Consider the following 19,864-nt stretch of genomic DNA (forward strand, 5'->3'; position numbering starts at 1 on the left):
TAACGCTACGCTATGATCAAATTCATTGAAGCTATCTTTCAAAACTTCAGCACCTGGGGTCTTCCCGTGCTGGTACTGCTACTCGGTGTGGTCGAATTTTCGCTCGGCCTCTACAAACGGAAATGGAACAAGAACGAACGCATCCTCGACATTGTGTGCTTTACAATACCCAAGCTTGTGGTGCGCCCCCTGGTGGCATACTTCGGTTTAAAATTCTTACCAGTACTGCTTCCCGGTTTCAAGGCGGCCTTTGAGTGGGTGCCATTCTGGTGGGGATTTTTTATTATCTGCATAGCCGACGACCTGACGCAATACTGGTATCACCGGCTGCACCACGAAGTGCCATTCCTGTGGCGCTTTCACCGCACACATCACTCGGCGCCGTATATGGGCATGGCCATGGCCAGCCGTCAGAATATCATCTACACCATATTCTTTTCGCAAACATACCTCACAACCGCATTGGTATATATCGGGTTGGGATATCCGGCATTGTTTGTCAAAAGCATCAAGTCCATCATTACCACGTTGGCCCACTCGAGCATTCCCTGGGACAAACCCTTCTATGAAAAGAAGTGGCTGAACCCCATCGCCTGGGTATTAGAGCGGCTTATCTCTACACCGGCCACGCACCATGCACACCACGCCGACAGCAACGACGACGGCATCGGTCACTACAAAGGCAACTTTGGCAATATGTTCTTCGTGTGGGATGTCATTTTCGGTACAGGACTCATTACCCGTAAGTATCCTGAATCATATGGCATCCAGCATTACCAGGAAGAAGAATGGTATGCACAATTCATGTGGCCGATTTTCAAATCCAGGAAAGAAGGGAGCGAGCTTTCGCATAATGGTCCCATGGTACACGAAGATCCCACGACGCCTGTCGCCGCGGCAACGGCGACAATATCCGAACCCATATCCGCAAAAACATCTCTGGAGTTAACCTAAACGGAAGCACACCCACACGCGAGCAAGGCAGGTATTTCCGGGCGAGGAAATACCTGCTCTCTAAACACCTACCAGCTTGGAAAATGGCATCTCACACCCGATGACGAAAGCACCGACCTCGGCCCATTTGACCGTTGGCCTTCCGGAAAAGGGTTCGATCATAACGGATGCAGAAGCGGCTAAGTATAACATCTACCCGCTGCTCGACATCGAGCACGCCGCCACGCGCTACCCAATTGACCCGCTTCCGCAAGGACGGATCGAAACTCGGTGTGTACGAATCACTCTATGTCTTAACCAAAGAAGATGGCCGCTGGGGCGTCAAGCTGCGCTCCAGCTACGCCGAATAAATATTGCACGCATGAAAAAGAACGCTAATGCTCAACATAGAGCAATCCGAAACCATCGGCTTCAACTTTTCACCTGCCTGTTTGCCACAGGTCTGCTCCTCCTGACCGGCCACGCCGGCGCGCAGAACAAAAGCAAAAAGAAGTATAATGTATTGTTCATCGCTGTCGACGATCTCAACAACGACCTGGGCTTCTATGGTAACTCCTACGTCAAATCACCAAACATCGACCGGCTTGCCAAACGCGGTGTGCGGTTTGATCGCGCCTATACCCAGTTCCCGTTGTGTAGCCCCAGTCGTTCATCGTTGTTGACTGGCCGCCGTCCGGATGCAACGGGTATTTACGAATTACAAACACACTTCCGCAAGAATATACCCGACGTGGTCACACTGCCGCAGTTGTTTAAGGACAACAAGTATACCAGCATCCGCATCGGCAAGATCTTTCACTACGGCGTACCGGGCCAAATTGGCACCAACGGGCTGGACGATTCTATCTCGTGGAACAAACGCATCAACCCGAAGGGCCGCGACAAAGTGGCCGAAGAGACGATCACCAACGTAACCCCCGATCGTCATTTGGGTAGTGCGCTGTCGTGGCGCATCGATCCGGGCACCGACGAAGAGCAGACCGACGGACTTATTGCGCAGGAGGCAATCAACGTGCTGGAAGCCAAAAAAAGCGAGCCATTTTTCCTGGCGGTCGGATTCTTCCGTCCGCATACGCCATACGTAGCGCCGAAGAAATACTTCGACTTATACAATCCGGCCGAAGTGCCGCTGGCGAAAGAAGAACCGAACGACCTCGATGATATACCCGAAGCAGCTTTGTTCACAAAGCCGCCGCATTGGGGCGTCGACGAGGCAAACCGCCGGAATGCGCAACGTGCGTACTACGCGGCCGTATCGTTTATGGATGCCCAGGTCGGCAAACTGCTTGACGCACTGGATCGCCTTAAGCTGTCGGACAACACCATCGTGGTGCTGTGGAGCGACCACGGCTATAACCTGGGTCAGCACGGCCAATGGATGAAACAAAGCCTCTTCGAAAACTCCGACCGCGTGCCGCTGATCATCTCCGTGCCCGGCGGCGTGAAAGGACAAACATCGCCGCGCACCGTAGAGCTGGTGGACCTCTACCCTACCCTGGCCGAGCTGACAGGTCTTACACCGCCCACAGGGCTGCAAGGCCAATCCCTCACACCCCTGCTGAAGAAGCCCGATGCCGTCTGGACAAAACCCGCCTATACCCAGGTACGACGCAACGACATCATGGGCCGCAGCGTACGCACCGAGCGCTGGCGGTATACGGAGTGGAACGAAGGCCATGCCGGCGCAGAGCTGTACGATCACCAGGACGACCCGAATGAGTTCACCAATCTGGCCAAGGACGAACGCTATACTGACACACGCCAGGAACTCGCACGTTTGCTGGATAAAAATGCCCCATCAGGCACACATTAATGATGGCACACTATCATTTCCTACTAAAGATACTTTTGGTCATGTTGTTGTTTGTAACTGGTCTCACGCTCTTGCTGTCCGCCGCACACCCGCGGTAGACGGCAAGACCAGATCGACACCAGCGTCTTGACACTGGCAAATAAGTATTTTCTTATGCATCTTTAGCAAACAGATTTCGCATTATTACTATGGATCGCATAAAACACTTCTGCTGCTATATCTTTCTATTCCTTGCACTCACCTTTAGTGCACGCGCCCAACAACAAGCCCTGGTCTTCCAATCCGACTTCGGCCTGAAAGACGCTGCCGTCGCCGAAATGAAAGGTGTGGCCTTCGCCGTCTCCCCCAACCTAAAGATGTTCGACATCACGCACGAGATCCCCGCCTACAACATCTGGGAAGGTGCGTACCGCCTATACCAGGCCGCGCCCTATTGGCCCACCGGCACCGTCTTTGTATCGATCGTCGATCCGGGCGTGGGCTCCGAGCGCAAATCCGTCGTCTTAAAAACAAAATCCGGACACTACTTTGTTACACCCGACAACGGTACCCTTACACTGGTGGCCGAGCTGTTAGGCATTCAGGAAGTCCGTCAAATCGACGAGACCCACAACCGCCTGAAAGACTCCGGCAAGTCCTATACATTCCACGGCAGGGATGTATATGCTTATACTGGCGCCCGGCTCGCAGCAGGCGTCATAACCTTCGAGCAAACCGGACCGGTATTGCCCGAGCAGGTCGTGCGCCTTGATTACCAAAAGCCGGTGTTCGCCGATCGCGAGGTGCGCGGCAACATCCCCGTACTCGACATTCAGTACGGCAACGTTTGGACCAACGTCGACCAGGCCACCTTTCAAAAATTAGGCGCGGCATCCGGCGGCAAGCTCGTCGTTACCATCCGTCACGGACAGCAAACCGTCGTCACGGAAACGGTCGTTCTGGGCAACACCTTTTCCGACGTGCCCGTGGGCCGGCCGATCGCATATTTCAACAGTCTTTTAAACTTCTCCCTGGGGATCAACCAGGGCAGCTTTTCGGACCATTACAAAGTTTACAGTGGTGCCGATTGGAGTATTGCCATTAAAAAAGCGCAGTAGCGGCGGGCACGGCATTTTTATATCACCCTGCGTCACAGAAAAACGACCGCACAAAGATTTACGGCGTGCACAGTCGGCGGGCTAACGTAGATTTAACCCGGCCGCACAACAAACGAAGATTTTGCGCACGAACTTGCAGTACTATGAACATTTCTGAACTAAGCTTGAAGCGCCCCGTTTTGGCCATTGTCATGAACATTGCGATCGTGGTCTTTGGCGCGATCGGCTTTAGCTTTCTGGGTGTACGCGACTACCCCGCCATCGACCCGCCCAACATCAGCGTGCGCACCTCCTACTCCGGCGCCAATGCCGACATCATCGAGTCGCAGATCACAGAGCCGCTCGAGAAATCGATCAACGGCATTGCCGGCATTAAAAACATTTCGTCAAGCTCCAGCCAGGGCACCAGCAGCATCAACATCGAGTTTAACCTCGACGTAGACCTGGAAGCCGCCGCCAACGACGTCCGCGACAAAGTATCACAAGCCACACGGCAGCTTCCACAAGACCTCGACGCTCCCCCGGAAGTATCGAAAGCCGATGCCAGCTCAGACTATATCATTTCGCTGGCTGTGCAAAGCGGCACCCGCAACCAGCTCGAGTTGACGGAATATGCCACCAACGTGCTTGTTGAACGTCTCCAGACCATACCCGGTGTCAGCAGTACACGCATCCTCGGCGAAAAGAAATATGCCATGCGCATCTGGCTCGATCCAAACAAGCTCAGCGCGTATGGACTCACGCCCCTGGATGTGCAGCAAGCCCTGAACCGCGAAAACGTCGAGCTACCCTCAGGCAAGATCTATGGCAGCAGCACCGAGCTGACCGTCCGCACCTTTGGTCGATTGTTTACCGAAGAAGACTTTAACAACGTACGCATTCGCTCCGAAGCTAACCGTTCCATCCGACTCAAAGATGTTGGTGAGGCAGTACTCGGCCCCGAGAATGAAGAGACCATTCTCAAAGGCAAGCTCATTCCCATGGTGAACGTTGCCTTGATCCCGCTGCCGGGCGCCAACTATGTAGAAATTGCCGATGAGTTCTACAAACGCATGGAGAAGATCCAGAAGGAAGTCCCCGACGACATTAAGCTGAACATCTCCACCGACCAGACTGTTTTTATTACACGCTCTATTCTGGAAGTACAAGAGACGCTTATTCTCTCCTTCATTCTGGTGGTGCTCATTGTATACCTCTTCTTCCGCGACATCATCATTGCCATTCGCCCGTTGATCGACATTCCCGTGTCGCTTATTGCCACGTTCTTTATCATGTACATCTGCGGATTCTCGATCAACGTCCTCACCATGCTCGGCATCGTACTGGCTACGGGCCTGGTCGTGGACGACGGCATTGTCGTGACCGAGAACATTTACAAGAAATTGGAAGGAGGCATGAATAAATACAAGGCAGCGTTGGAAGGGTCACGCGAGATCTACTTCGCTGTTATTTCGACCTCCATTACCCTGGCCGTGGTGTTCTTGCCGATTGTATTCTTACAAGGCTTTGTCGGCCGGCTATTCCGGGAGTTTGGCTTTGTCGTGGCAGGAGCGGTATTGGTATCCTGTTTCGTATCGTTAACGCTCACACCGGTACTCAGCGTAAAGCTGACGCGCGACCACCGGAAGAAATCCAAATTCTATCTTGTCACCGAAAAGTTCTTCGTATGGATGGAGGATGGCTACCGCGATACCCTGGCGAGATTTATGCGCGCGCGTTGGGTCTCGTTTCTGATCATCGCGTTGTGCGTGGGAGCCTCTATCCTGATCGGTCAGGGACTTTCCTCGGAGCTTGCACCAATGGAAGACCGTAGCCAGTTCCGGTTGCAGATCTCTGCGCCCGAGGGAGCATCGTTCGACTTTATGGAGACGTATGTCGATGAGGTTGCGACATTCTTAATGGACTCCGTTCCCGAAGCGCGGGTCATGTACTCCCTGGCCGGCGCCTCAAATTCCGGCGGTGGTGGCGTCAACAGCGGCTTTGTACGGGTGTTCCTCGACGATCCCGGCGAGCGTACACGCTCCCAACAAGAGATCGTCGATATGGTCAATCGCAACGTGCGTCGCTTTCCGGAAGGGAAGATCGCAGTGCTGCAAGAACAAACCATCTCCACCAGTCGCCGTGCCGGACAACCCGTACAGTTCGTGATTCAGAACAACGACTTTGAAAAGCTCAAAGCAGCGCTGCCCCGTTTTCTCGACGCCGCCAACGACCACCCCGTGCTGCAAGGCGCCGATACCGATCTGAAATTTAACAAGCCCGAGCTGCGCATTGTCATCAACCGGCTCAAAGCAACAGAAATGGGCGTCAGCGTCGAAGACATTTCCGAAACACTACGGCTGGCCTATAGCAACCTGCGCTTTGGGTACTTCACACGCGAAGGCAAACAATACCAGGTCATCGGCCAGGTAGACCGCATCAACCGCGACGATCCCAACGACCTCAAGGCCCTATACGTGCGCACCCTGGCCGGCCAGCTGGTATCCCTCGACAACGTCGTGACCATGGAAGAGTCCAGCACTCCACCGTCACTCTATCACTTCAACCGGTATAAATCCGCCACGATCTCCTCGGGCCTCGCCCCCGGCAAAACCATCGGCGACGGGGTAGACGCCATGGAAGAGATCGCCGCCGAAGTATTGGACGACAGCTTCACTACGTCCCTCAGTGGCAACTCGCGTGACTATGCCGAAAGCTCCAGCAATACAGCCTTTGCCTTTGTACTGGCCCTGGGCCTGATATACCTCGTACTGGCCGCACAGTTCGAAAGCTTCATCGATCCGTTTGTCATCATGCTCACCGTACCGCTGGCGGTAACCGGTGCGTTCCTCGCGCTATGGCTCTTCGGGCAAACGCTTAACATCTTCTCTCAAATCGGCATCATCATGCTGATCGGCCTGGTAACTAAAAACGGCATTCTCATCGTGGAGTTCGCCAACCAGAAACGCGAAGAGGGTATGGAAAAGATCGAAGCCGTGGTCGAAGCCTCCAAGCTTCGCTTACGTCCCATCCTCATGACCAGTCTTGCGATGGCCCTGGGCTCGTTACCGCTGGCGCTGTCGCTGGGGGCAGCGTCTACCAGCCGCGTGCCCCTGGGGCTTGTGATCGTCAGTGGTGTGATCTTTTCACTGATTCTTACCCTGTTTGTGATTCCCGCGGTATATACTTTCTTTTCGCGTACGCGCATGCACAATCCTGCATTGGACGAGTTGGAAGACGTTCCGGCTGAGCCCGCCGCCGTTCATTCCTAACTGAAATCACAATTTCAAAGGCATACTTTGCTTTTTGGCAAAGTCGTATTACATTTGTCTACATAATCAGTAGATAATCAATTCCACCAGTTGATCTTCTATATGCTGCACGCTGCCTTTCCCGGCAGTGACAGCCTATACTTAAAAGAAGTCAAGTGATGGAACACCGCCTGCATCCTTTTACGGCTCTATGCCGTCCCGATCCCGTCGGGGCGGCTTTACGCCATACAGATTCTGCCGGGATCCTTCTGCCCTACTGCTATACCGGCCATTATTTCCGAAGCTTTTGCTGTTGCCGTCCGGTAACACCGTCTTCACATTCTACGCATTTCTCATTCCTCTAACCTATAGCATATGAAACTATTTCCATTCATCCTCATATTGGCGCTAAGCCTTACAACCGCCTACGCACAACAAGAAACCGGCACCGTAACGCTCCGCGGTACACGCCTGACCTATCCGCTTGTACAACGGTGGATCGACGCCTTCCAGAAAGAATACCCGGGCATCCACGTCGCGATCACACCGAATATTGCTGCCGACAGCCTCGACTTTACCATCGCCGCCTATAGCATTGTGGGAAAGGACCTGGGCGAGCGCACGGGAACAGCCGTAGCCCGCTACGTACAGTTGCCGGTGGCCAACAGCAAACGCCCGGACCTGGCTGCCTGGCAGGCGCGGGGCTTCACCGAAGCCGACTTTAAGAATCTATACTTCACACCGCAGGCGCCCAACTTCTTTGCTTCTGCGTCTGCAGCACAACCCGTTAGTCCCATTACACTCTATACCCGCGACAAGCCCGCCTGTGCCGCGGTGACCTTTGCCAGGCATTATGACAACGATCCCAAAAACATTCAAGGTAAAGGTATAAAAGGCGACGACCGCGATCTGGCCAAAGCGGTACAAGAGGATATATACGGCATTTCGTTTAACAACCTCGGCTTTGTATACGATGTTCAAACACGCCGTGTAACGCCCGGGCTCGCCGTCATTCCACTCGACCTCAATGAGAATGGCCACGTCGATGCCGACGAAAATGTATACGCTACGGTAGATGACGTCATCGCCTATGTAGAGCGCACCAACCATCCACGGTTTGTGACCGAGAACATCAACTTCCTGTATGCTAAAAACAGCAAGAATACAGCCGCCAATACGTTTCTGACCTGGGTACTCACCAAAGGCCAGCAATACAATCACGACCTTGGATTCCTCGGGTTGAGCACAACGTCCATTCCGGCCTGCGAGGGCACCGATGCCCTGATGAAGCAACGCAAAACAAAAAGCGTAGCGCCCTAATGTATTTTTTACCATCAACGCCACGCATATGACACCCATTACGATATTCCGCACAGTCATCCTCTCACTGACGACTGCATTATTCTTCTCACTCTCCCCCATCACGCCTCCTGGCAGCGACATGACTGTCGTAAAAGGCGGCCTGTTGAATACGACGGATCCTGTCACGCATACAGCGCGCCAGGTAACACTCAAACCTTTTCAGCTAGACAAAGACCTGGTAACGGTCGATCAGTTCGAGGCTTTTGCAACGGCTACACAGTATGTTACCGAAGCCGAAAAATTCGGTAACGCAGGTGTTTTTGACTTCCAGGAGAAAGGCTGGGCACTGATAAACGGTGCCAACTTCCGCTATCCCTTTGGCCGCAACAAACCGCGCGCAGCGGGTAACCATCCCGTGACACAGGTATCCTGGAACGACGCCAATGCCTACGCCCGCTGGAAAGGCAAGCGACTGCCTACACAGTGGGAGTGGGAACACGCCGCCCGTAACGCCGAACAAAGCCAACAGGAATATACCTGGGGCAACGACCTGGTGGTAAACGGTATCTATAAGGCCAATACGTGGCAAGGCAGCTTCCCCGGCTATAACACCGCCGAAGACGGTTATACCGGCACTTCACCCGTGAGTATATTTGGCCGCAACAAGCTCGGCCTGGGCGACATGGGCGGCAACGTCTGGCAATGGTGCCAGGATAGCATCGGGCCCACACCGCAAGAGGCCGCGACAGATCCGGCCATGCGCCGGGTAACCCGCGGCGGCTCTTTTCTCTGCGACCCGATGGTATGCCACGGCTTCCGGGTGCTGGGGCGCTCTTCTTCTACACCTGAATCGTCCATGGTGCACATCGGCTTCCGTTGTGCGAAAGATATTTAGTCACTAAACACCTACCCATGTCAGCAGATTTTTGGACTACGTTGAACTTTGCGGCCCTGGCCATTCCGGCATTCTTTATTTTTACGGGCCTGGAATATGCTGCGGCGCTTCGCCAAAAGAAGCCGCACCTTTTTAAGTTCGATAGCTCCGTGGCCAACATCAGCATCGGCGTGGCCGAGCGGCTCCTCAACCTGTTTCTCACCGCCAGCTTCTACGGGCTCTTCCAGTATGTATATACACACTTTGCCCTGTGGTCCATCCCCAACACGTGGTGGGTATGGGTGATCATGTTGCTGGCCACAGACCTGGTGTGGTACTGGTACCATCGCCTGGGGCATGAGATCAATCTTTTCTGGGCGGCACACATCGTGCACCATCAGAGCGAAGAGTTTAATTATACCGTATCCGCACGCATCACCACCCTGCAAGCACTGATCCGCAATCTCTTCTGGTGTGTGTTACCCCTGGCCGGCTTTCATCCGGACATGATCATCGCCACCCTCATCATTCACGGCACGTACTCTTTCTTCACCCACACCCAGATCATCGGCAAGCTCGGCTGGTTGGAGTACATCCTGATCACGCCTTCGCACCACCGCGTGCACCACGCATCGAACGAAAAGTACCTCAACAAGAACTACGGCGACCTGTTTGTTTTCTGGGACAAGCTGTTTGGCACATTTCAACGGGAGGAAGAGGCACCGACCTATGGACTTACACACCCGCTGAAAAGCTATAGCTTTATCTGGCAACATGTGCATTACTTTCTGGAATTGGGATTGGCCGTGCGCCGCACACCGGGCTTCCTCCGAAAGCTGAAGATCATCTTTGGTAATCCGGAGCTGCTGGATCAGAACCTGCGGGCTGAGCTCGAGCAAAAATTCCTGCCGCATAAAGAAGAAACCACGCCGCGCATACGGCATAAAGCGTATGTACTGATCCAGGTAGTGCTGGTCATCATCATCGCCTTTATAGTGACCTTGTTTTATTGGCATCTGGATACACCCGATGTGTTGACGGGGATATTGTTTGTTGCCATCACATTGATCAACTGCGGGGCGCTTTTAGAGCAGCGGCATTGGATCTATTATCTGGAACAGGTGCGGCTGGTATTGCTGGCGGGCTACCTGGCCTATGCGTTTGATCAGCCGGTTTGCCTGGCCGCCGGGGTCATCGTCAGTACCCTTACGCTTTGGCCGGCCTGGCCGGCGCGGAAGTGGTTTTTGGAGTTTATTTATGGGTAAAAGCGGGGGCAACTGCCAGGATGTCTCCGAGTATAGCCCGAGATAAGTCCGAGTATTCTCCGAGATGAGTCGGTGTATAAGGACCGGCTTATCTCTCCTAAAATACCGTTAAGCCTCAATCCTATGCTTCCACTACCAGCCTTTTCGGGCCTGTTAAACAGGTTCCACGGGTGCTTTATGGCCAATCTCAAATAAAATATTTAATCTCTATTGATTTAATAGGGAATACTTCTACTTTTGGTAAAAAATACTAAAACTATAGACTTTACAGTACAGTACATGAAACCACCACTCCACCACCTTTTCATGTTGTTGGCTTTTGTTTTAGCAAGTGCCTCCCTGCACGCGCAAAACACTGTTATTCAGGGTAAAATCACCGATGAAGAAACGCAGGAAGGCCTTGCCGGCGTGAACATTCTGATCAAAGGTACCGTTCTCGGAACCGTGTCCGACGCCAACGGTAAGTTCACCCTCACCGCCAAAGCCCAGTCTCCCTTCACCCTGGTCGCTTCCTTCGTAGGCTACAGAACACAAGAGATCGCCGTCAATAATACCGCCGAAGCCATTAACATCACCCTGGCACCCAGTGCCCTGTTAGGTGAAGAAGTCGTGATCACGGCATCACGCGTGGAAGAGTCTCAATTGAAGTCGCCCGTGGCCATTGAAAAGATGGACATCCGCGCCATTCGTGAGTCACCCGCGCCCAGCTTTTATGATGCCCTGGAAAACGTCAAGGGGGTTCAGATGACGACATCGAGTATCACCTTTAAGGTGCCGAATACCCGCGGGTTCAATATTCCCAATAACTTTCGTTTTGTACAGTTGGCAGATGGTATCGACATGCAGGCCGCTACACTGGGCGTGCCGCTGGGCAATGCCATCGGTCCCACCGAGCTCGACATTGAAAGTGTAGAGATCACACCGGGTGCTGCTTCGGCCCTGTACGGCATGAACGCCATTAACGGTATGGCTAACCTCATTACCAAAAGTCCCTTTTTATACCAGGGACTGAGTGTATACCAAAAGACGGGGGTCAACCACGTAGACGGCATCGACTACGACCCCAGCCTGCTGACGGAAACGGCGGTTCGGTACGCACACGCCTTCAACAACAAATTTGCCTTTAAGATCAACGGTAGCTACCTGCGTGCAACCGACTGGCGCGGCAATACCCAAACCGATCAGAACCCGAACACCACGCCCAGTACGGGCAACCCGCTATATCCGGAACTGAACGTAGCCGATCACCCCGCCTACGACGCGTGGAATAAATACGGCGACGACAGCGGCAGCAACAGCGTGACTGTCACAGGCATTACCTATAACGATGCGCCTAACCAATCGTTTGTCGTACGTCGTAGCGGCTATTGGGAAAAAGACCTGGTGCCAGGCAAGGTCGATAACTTCAAAGTCGACGCCGCCCTGCACTATCGCGTCGGCAGCAACGCCGAGCTTTCGTATACCTACCGGTTCGGTGTGATGGATGGATTGTTTCAGCGCGGTAACAAAATTCAGCTGGACAACACCCGTGTGCAGAACCACAAGTTAGAGCTGAAAGGCGCCAACTACCTCGTGCGGTCCTATGTATCCATCGAGAACACGGGCGACTCGTATAACCTGAAGCCACTGTCGGATAACCTGGATCTGAATCACCTGTCGAACAGAGACTGGTCGGCCAAATTTAAGACCGAGCTGCAAGCCGCGCTGAACGCCAACGTTGAGCTGGCCGAGGCCATGCGTCGTGCACGGGCCGCTGCCGATGCAGGCCGCGCAGAACCGGGCACACCGGAGTTCAATGCTCTGAAAGCACAAATCATTGGTAGTAATAACTGGGACCATATCAGCTCCGCTCCTACCGGGACGGCAACGGGGGGTGCCATGCTGTATCAGAAGAGCCGCACGTATCACACCGATCTGCAATGGGACCTGTCGAATAAGATTCAAATCTTTGACTTGCTCGTTGGCGCAGACTTCCGGTTGTACGAGATCATTCCTGATGGAAACAACTTCGTAGACTTTGACCGCCCGGTAGCTGAGCGTAATATGCCGACCAATCCCGACGCAGCGCAAGACGACCAGAAGTTTGGCAACAATGTGCACTATACCAAGTATGGCTTCTTTACGCAGGTGACGAAAAAGCTCTTTAACGAAAAATTGAAGCTGTTTGGTGCCCTGCGTGTAGACCACAACCTGGAGTTCGATCCCAAGATAAACCCGCGCGTTGCGGTGGTATATACCCTGGCGGAAAAGCACAACTTCCGTGCTTCGTTCCAGAACGGATTCCGTTTCCCTTCATTGTTTGAAGCGCTATCGTTTGTGAACAACGGCAACGTACGCCGTGTGGGCGGATTGCCCTATATCAACGAAGGTCTGAACTACCTCGACAACTCGTACACGCTGGCGTCGATCAATGCCTTTAACGCAGCCGTGAACGCCGATGTCAAGAACGGTCTGAGCACCAACGACGCGGCATTGAAGAACCGCGGCGTGCTGGAAGTGACCAACCTGTCGGCAACCCGGCCGGAGCGTATCAACTCGTTTGAGGTTGGCTACAAGAGTCTGTTGTTTAACAACAAGCTCGTGATCGACATCGATGCTTATACGAATCAATACGACGGCTTCCTGGGCCAGGTAGAAGTGGCCGTTCCGTACCTGCCCAACCCGGAAAATCCTACCTATCCCGGCCAGCAGGTAACGGTTGGGTCGGACGATGCCGTGATCGCCATGATCCAGGCCAACCGGACCGCCCGCCAGACGCGCTACCGCGTATACACCAACGCGAAGCAGAAATATAATAACTATGGTTCGTCGCTGGGCATTACCTATAACTTCTTCCAGAAATTTACGGTAGGCAGCAACGTGAGCTATAACAACATTTCAAAGAACAAAGAGAAGGACGTGTTTGTGACCGGCTTTAACACACCGAATTGGGCCACCAATATCTCGTTTGGCAACCGCGAGGTGGTCAAAAACCTGGGCTTTAATGTGGTGTGGCGCTGGCAGGAGTCATTCCAGTGGGAAAGCCCGCTGGCCAACGGCGAGATCGCTGCCTACAACACGTTTGATGCGCAGGTAACGTATAAGTTACCCGACCTGTTTACATCGGTGAAACTTGGCGGCACCAACATTTTCAACAACCGCTACATCCAATATGCAGCAGGCCCGACGATCGGCGCATTGTACTATGTATCCATCACGTTGGATGGACTGCTGAAAAATTAAGAAGCGCGCGGACGGACCAGGCGAATGAAACGTCCGCAAGCGGTCACGGCTTGCTGCATATCCCCAGGTGCGGCAAGCCTTCCACACCCCTCCAACCGTTGCCTGTATGTGTTTCGCGCGGATGCGTCCGCTGCCGCAATTCCATCTTGATCTTTTGCCGATCGGTAAATTATTTTATCTTGCCGCGATTTTTTCCTTACCTAATTCCTGCATGGCACTATTCGATAAGCATCTTTACGTTAAGAAATCCTCTATACCCAACTCAGGCAAGGGCCTTTTTACCAGGAAAACGATTCCCAAAGGAGCCCGTATCGTGGAGTACAAAGGCGTCATCTCCAGCTGGAAAGACGTAAAGGACGAAGACGGAAAGAACGGCTATATATTCTTTGTAAACCGGAAACACGTCATCAACGCCCTGCCCACCCTGAAGGCCCTGGCCCGCTATGCGAACGATGCCAACGGACTGACCAGAGTGAAAGGCCTTACCAACAACGCCGAATACGAGACCGAAGGCATAAAGGCCTATATCCTGGCGAAGCGCGAAATCCCGGCCGGCGCCGAGATCTTTGTCGACTACGGCAACGATTATTGGAAGGTGATCCGCGCCAACATCAAGCTGTGGGAACGCCAGGCGAAGCGTGCGGCCGAAAAGCTCGAACGACAAAAAGCAAGAGAAGAAGCCAAAGCGAAGAAAGCTGCCAAGACTGGAAAATCGGCTCCCGGGAAATCAGCTAGCAAGAAATCAACAACGAAAAAGGCTGCCCCGGCCAAAAAGAAACAGGCTGCAAAGAAGCGCGCGTAAAACCGCGCTTCCACGCTTCCCCTACTGCTCGGCCACGAGCCGGATGCGGGTAGGGTGGCTCAGCTTAAAGTCGCTTGTTTTGCGTTTCCGGCCAAGCGCTGGATTGACGTACCCCTTTTTGTACTCTTTCACACGGGCTTCAAATTCTACCCGTACCCCCTCCGATAGCCGCACCTGCTCAAATCCTTTTGTATAACTAAACCACACGTGGTCGGCCACTACCAGGCCGGTCGCCATGTCGGTGATCTGTACCAGCAGAATGGTGTCTTCACTATAGCCGGTATAGCTTACTTTTTTACCCAGGCGGCTGAAGGTGCCCTGAAATTTTTTTCGGTTGCCGGCTTCGGCGGCCAGTTTGGTACGCATAGACGTTTACGATGAACGCTTCAGGCTCGGCAATGCAAGCTTGTATTTTACCGCCAGCAACCGGAAAGCCAGGATAAAGATACTGGAAATGATCAGATTGGTATTGCGTTCTACCCCGAACCGATAAAGGGCCAGGTATAATACGGCGCCCGCCAGGCAGGCCGTGGCATAGATCTCCTTACGGAAAAGTACAGGTATTTGGTTGATCAGCGTGTCGCGCATGACACCCCCCATCACAGCGCTGAACATGCCCATGATGGCGGCGATCTCCGGCCGCACGCCCAGGCTCAAGGCCTTCTCCACACCCAGGATCGTAAAGAACGATATCCCGACACTATCAAAGAACAAAAACGTACGACGCAGTTGAATCAGGAAGCTAAAGAAAAAGTATCCGACCAGCACGCCGGCGAAGATCGCATACAGAAAATTAATGTCGCCAATCCACACCAGCGGATATGCCCCTAACATAATATCACGCAGTGTACCACCACCGATGGCCGTAATAAATCCGGTAAAGCCTGCTCCAAAAAGGTCGTCGTGGTTGTCGCGGATGGCCAGGGAGCCGGAGATGGCAAAAAAGAAGGTGCCGATCAGCTCCAGCGAATATTGTAGGACGGTCATACACGCGAAGATACGGCTTTCCAGGGGGCAATAAAAAGCCCGGAATCGTATGCGGATTCCGGGCCCCGTGTAAGGGGGGTATGGTTATGTTATTGCTTCAATAGCTTGCAGGTCCTGACGCCATCGGCCGACTCCAGGCGGATGATGTGTACTCCTTTGGGCAGGCTACGCACATCGACCCGTGTCGTATACACACCTTTGGCTTTGGGCTCGCCTTTCAATACGGTTTGTTTGGCGCCCAACGCCTGTACGATCACCAGGTTTACAGTGCCCGGTATCTCGACGCCAAATTGTATTGTTACCTCATCAACAGCGCTATTCGGGTACACCCGGAGATCTGACAGCGACGCCTGACGTTCTTCCTGACCGGCAACCACTGCTGCTTCTTGCGTCGCCAGGCCGGCGGCACTAAAATTTTGCAGGCCATAACCATACGGCAGCAGCGGGTTACCGTACGTCGTCGGAACCGGTGCGCCGCTATCAATGATACTGCGTATCTGTGCACGTTCGGCGTCGGTGGCCCCGAGGTCGTACGGCAGCTCCCAGCGCTCGCGCTGATCGTTGATGTTATCGGTGCCGATCTGTGTCGTGGCGCGCGGTAATTGGAAAGGCAACTTGCCCGAAGGGTTATAGTCACCAAAGCAAAGCTCAGCCGTGGCTTGCCCAATGCCGTTGCCACCCCGGTATACCATCATCACGGCGTCGGACAACTGCAGTACGTCGGTCAATACATAGGGACGCGGCGAGATCACCACCGCCACGACCGGAATGCCGCGATTCCTAAAGCCACGGATCACCGCCAGCTGCTCTTCGGGAACCACCGGGTTCTTGTCCTCCCACACCGTGCCGTGTGTATAGTTACCTTCGCCGATCACCACAACGGCCACTTTACCCGCCGACGCATTGTTCAACACGACGTTGGCGCCGGTGCCGGCAGCGCGATCCTGGAATGCCTTGTAATAATTCTTCGCCAGCGGATTGTCGTAATAGATCGACTGCCAGATCACGTTCGGGTCAACATCGTTGTTCACCCACGTGGCATGCGGACCACCCACGATGATGTTTTCTCCGGCTCGTACCTGCAACGGCAACACGCCGTTGTTCTTCAGGAGTGTGATCGACTTACGGGCAGCGTTCAACGCAATAGCATGGTGTTTTGCATTCGTCCACGTAGCCGTGCTGTCACCGTAGGGATTCTCGAATAAGCCGAGGCGGAACTTCATGTCGAGCACGCGGCGTACAGCGGCATCCAGGCGCGGCAGGCCAATGGCAGCTACCAGCTGATTCACGTCGGTGAGCTCCGAAGGAGCACCTCCCAGTACGTCAATGCCGGCACCCATGCTTTCAACGGACTGCGCGGTATTTGCGGCCAGCCAGTCCGTAACAACAAAGCCCTGGAAGTTGATCTCGTTGCGCAGGTATTTAATGATGCGTTTGCTTGAGTTGGCACCTTTGCCCGAAGGATCAAGAAAGGGTGCTGTGTTGTACCCGGGCATGACGGAAGCAGCGTTGGCTTCCACGATCGCGTGCCAGGGCTTCATGTGATACTTGATCGTCACGGCATCATACTGTAAAGCATTCTCACCGCCGGCGCCTTGCCCGGGCCAGTGTTTTACCGTGATCAGCATCGAATGCGGGTTGATCTCCGGGCCTCCCTGCATACCCACCACGAGGGCGCGCGCCAGGGCGGCAGCTTCGTCGGCATTCTCGCCGGCGCCTTCCTGAAAGCGCGGGTATAATACTTTGGTATTGACTTCCGCCAGCGGCGCCAGCGTACCGGTAAATCCTTTCGACTTGTGCTCCACGCGTTGCAGGTTGCCCACCTGGTACACCAGGTTCATATCGCGGGTGGCAGCCATGCCAAGCTGTGTCGGGAAGATCGTCTTCCAGCCGTGGATCTTGTCACCGGCAAAGGCAATGGGTATACCCAACCGGGTGGCGGATGCACGGTATTGTAAAGTACGCATGCCGTCTTCCACACCGTAGGAGAAGGAGAAACCGTCCAGCGGTTGCTGGTCGCTATAGAAACACTGCTTATACTTCTCTTCCAATGTCAGGCGTCCCATCAGGTCGTTCAGGCGCTGGTCGATGGTTAAGCGCCAATCTTCGTAGGGTTCTATCGTACCGTTCTTGTTGGCGTCGCGCGCACCATTGACAACATTTATACCGTCGGGCGCTTGTTCGAGCTGTGGCAGGTATACGCTGAAGTAACGCGTGTTCGATCGTTTCTCACCTTGGGGCGTAGTCGCGACGACATACCACTTATACGTCCAGCGATCCGTCAGGGGCGTGGGCATCACCAGCGATGTTGTCGTTGTCTGTGCTACGCGGGTGTAGCGGTCCAGGAAGTTGCCCGAGGCATACCAATCATAATCGGTACGGGAGGTGTTCACATAGACATCATAGCGGGTGGCGCCGCTCACCGCCTGCCAGGTAAAGGTGGGGCGACGCGTTGTGGTGATCATGGCGCGGTCAGCGGGAGCCGTCAGCGAAAAGTCAAACGTCTCGGCTGGGCGCACGATGATCTGCACGTCATCCGTGGCTGTGGCTTGTGTATGGTCGGTTATCAGCAGGCGGAACGTATAGGTACCGGCTACCAGGCCACAAGCAGTAACAACCGCGCTGGTAGCGTTGGTCAACGTAGCGGTCGACGGACCGCTCACTTGCGACCAGGCATAGGATGCGATGGCTCCATTGGGTGAAGTGCTGCCGGAGCCATTCAGCGAGGCGCACGCTACTGGCAGGGTAATGCGTTGTGTATAGCCGGCGTCGGCTTCCGGGCGGTTGCCACCACCGGGGTTGTTTACTTTCACCAGGCGCACGCCGATCTGCATGCCGGGATATACCATGGCGGCAAGCGGGCCATTCACCACGCGAATCGTGTCGTTACGTTGGTTGACCGTCCACAGCTGCAACTGATCTTCGCCGCGGTAATCATTCGGTTTAACGGTGATGATTGTGCCCGAATGATACAACAATGTCGCTTCACGCGGATTGTTCTGCGTAATGAGCTGGCTTACGCCGCTCAGGTCGGATGGGGTAAAACCAAGATCGAGGTATTGAACGTACGGAATGTGTAAGGGCACCGTTACAGGATTGTTCGGAGACAGCGCGTATACTTCCAGTTCATAGATAGAGTATCCATAGCCCGTACCGCGAGCGATACCGTAAATGCGCACATAGCGGCCGCTGGCGGTGAGGCCCATGTGGTCGTTGATCAGGTCTGTATTACCCGCGACGTTGCGTACAGTTTCCCAGGGTCCGCCCGAAGCGGCTGCTGTTTGAATCAGATAGTCCTTTCCCAACGCGGTTTCCCAGACGATCCGGACGCGGCTGAAAGTATATACCGCACCGAGGTCGACGGTGATCGAGGTCGGGTCTGCAGCCTGGCTGGACCACCGTGTGACGGGATCGCCATCGACTGCGTATTCAGGAAGGGTGGCGCCGTTCTCGATGGAGGTAGCGACTACACCTTTATTCCAGGCAAGGTTGGAAGAAGTAGTGCCCGGACTTACCGTTACGGTTACCGTATCGGAACCGGTCTGACCGCCATTGTCGGTTACGGTTAAGCGAAACACATACGTACCGGCTATAAGATTTGTGGCGGTCAGTGTCGCCGTTGTGGCGCCTGCAAGTGCCGCTGTACTGGGACCGCTTACTTGTGTCCAGGCATATGCTGCTACGGTCCCATCGGCGTCGGAGCCGGAGCCATTCAAGACAATGTGGTTTACCGGCAGTGTGATCGTTTTGTCCGCGCCGGCATTGGCGACTGGTGCGGCATTGCCACCACTGTCGGTGTTATATACTTCCAGCTCATAGATCGAGTAACCCCACACTGTACCACGGGCAGTGCCCAGGATGCGAATGTAACGCCCCCGGCCGGTGAGGCCGGTAATGTCGTTAAACAACGCGGTGTTACCGGTAATAGATTTGATATCGGACCATTGATTTTCATCGGGGCTGGTCTGGATCTTAAAGTCTTTACCGTAGGCTGCTTCCCAGGTGATCTTTACACGACGAATGTCGTAAGTGGCACCAAGGTCAATAGAGACCCACTGCGGGTCAATGCCTTGTGCACTGGCCCAGCGCGAAGTAGCGCTACCATCGTTTACCGCAAAGGCGGGTGTACCGACCGCTTGCTCGGAGAGCGCTTTGGCCGGTTTCATAAAGGCGAGGTTCTGGCCGTATGCTGTCCACGAAAGCAACAGCATGACCATGACGTTTAGTAATGATCGAGTTTTCATAGGGTTTTGTTTAATAGGGCGTGGCGTAAAAATACAGTCCTCCTATTCGGCAATCATTTTTCCATCGGGCAGTC

The 19,864-nt window shown here is 54.1% G+C and carries 13 protein-coding genes; 10 read left to right on the top strand and 3 right to left on the bottom strand.

Annotated features, from left to right (window positions below):
* Positions 1-12 precede the first annotated feature (12 nt).
* From KK062_RS24035 to KK062_RS24080, 10 genes are all read left to right on the top strand, one after another.
* Complete coding sequence (locus tag KK062_RS24035; RefSeq protein WP_254086917.1) at positions 13-954, top strand: sterol desaturase family protein; 942 nt, start codon at positions 13-15, stop codon at positions 952-954.
* Positions 955-1,121: 167 nt separating this feature from the next.
* Complete coding sequence (locus KK062_RS24040; RefSeq protein WP_254086918.1) at positions 1,122-1,304, top strand: hypothetical protein; 183 nt, start codon at positions 1,122-1,124, stop codon at positions 1,302-1,304.
* Positions 1,305-1,315: 11 nt separating this feature from the next.
* Positions 1,316-2,767: a sulfatase gene (locus KK062_RS24045; protein WP_254086919.1), complete on the top strand. Its 1,452-nt coding sequence runs from the start codon at positions 1,316-1,318 to the stop codon at positions 2,765-2,767.
* A gap of 188 nt (positions 2,768-2,955) precedes the next feature.
* On the top strand, positions 2,956-3,864 hold the full coding sequence (locus tag KK062_RS24050) for an SAM hydrolase/SAM-dependent halogenase family protein (RefSeq protein ID WP_254086920.1): 909 nt from the start codon (positions 2,956-2,958) through the stop codon (positions 3,862-3,864).
* Positions 3,865-4,007: 143 nt separating this feature from the next.
* Positions 4,008-7,115, top strand: coding sequence for an efflux RND transporter permease subunit (locus tag KK062_RS24055; protein ID WP_254086921.1), 3,108 nt, complete (start codon positions 4,008-4,010; stop codon positions 7,113-7,115).
* A 354-nt stretch (positions 7,116-7,469) separates the two neighbouring features.
* On the top strand, positions 7,470-8,414 hold the full coding sequence (locus KK062_RS24060) for a type 2 periplasmic-binding domain-containing protein (protein ID WP_254086922.1): 945 nt from the start codon (positions 7,470-7,472) through the stop codon (positions 8,412-8,414).
* A 28-nt stretch (positions 8,415-8,442) separates the two neighbouring features.
* Positions 8,443-9,291, top strand: a complete 849-nt coding sequence (locus tag KK062_RS24065) for a formylglycine-generating enzyme family protein (protein WP_254086923.1) — start codon at positions 8,443-8,445, stop codon at positions 9,289-9,291.
* Between the two features lie 17 nt (positions 9,292-9,308).
* On the top strand, positions 9,309-10,535 hold the full coding sequence (locus tag KK062_RS24070; protein WP_254086924.1) for a sterol desaturase family protein: 1,227 nt from the start codon (positions 9,309-9,311) through the stop codon (positions 10,533-10,535).
* A 279-nt stretch (positions 10,536-10,814) separates the two neighbouring features.
* Positions 10,815-13,757: a TonB-dependent receptor gene (locus KK062_RS24075; RefSeq protein ID WP_254086925.1), complete on the top strand. Its 2,943-nt coding sequence runs from the start codon at positions 10,815-10,817 to the stop codon at positions 13,755-13,757.
* Between the two features lie 211 nt (positions 13,758-13,968).
* The gene (locus KK062_RS24080) at positions 13,969-14,559 is read left to right on the top strand and encodes an SET domain-containing protein (RefSeq protein WP_254086926.1); all 591 of its coding nucleotides are present in this window, start codon (positions 13,969-13,971) and stop codon (positions 14,557-14,559) included.
* A gap of 21 nt (positions 14,560-14,580) precedes the next feature.
* On the opposite strand, the gene KK062_RS24085 is transcribed toward KK062_RS24080, so the two are convergent.
* From KK062_RS24085 to KK062_RS24095, 3 genes are all read right to left on the bottom strand, one after another.
* Entirely contained in the window at positions 14,581-14,925 is a 345-nt protein-coding gene (locus KK062_RS24085; protein WP_254086927.1) for a hypothetical protein, read from the bottom strand.
* 6 nt (positions 14,926-14,931) lie between these two features.
* Positions 14,932-15,546: a trimeric intracellular cation channel family protein gene (locus tag KK062_RS24090; protein ID WP_254086928.1), complete on the bottom strand. Its 615-nt coding sequence runs from the start codon at positions 15,544-15,546 to the stop codon at positions 14,932-14,934.
* Positions 15,547-15,635: 89 nt separating this feature from the next.
* Positions 15,636-19,790, bottom strand: coding sequence for a PKD domain-containing protein (locus KK062_RS24095; RefSeq protein ID WP_254086929.1), 4,155 nt, complete (start codon positions 19,788-19,790; stop codon positions 15,636-15,638).
* Positions 19,791-19,864 lie beyond the last annotated feature (74 nt).

It is taken from the genome of Dawidia cretensis (assembly GCF_018598175.1).
Taxonomy (GTDB): Bacteria; Bacteroidota; Bacteroidia; order Cytophagales; family Cyclobacteriaceae; genus Ohtaekwangia; species Ohtaekwangia cretensis.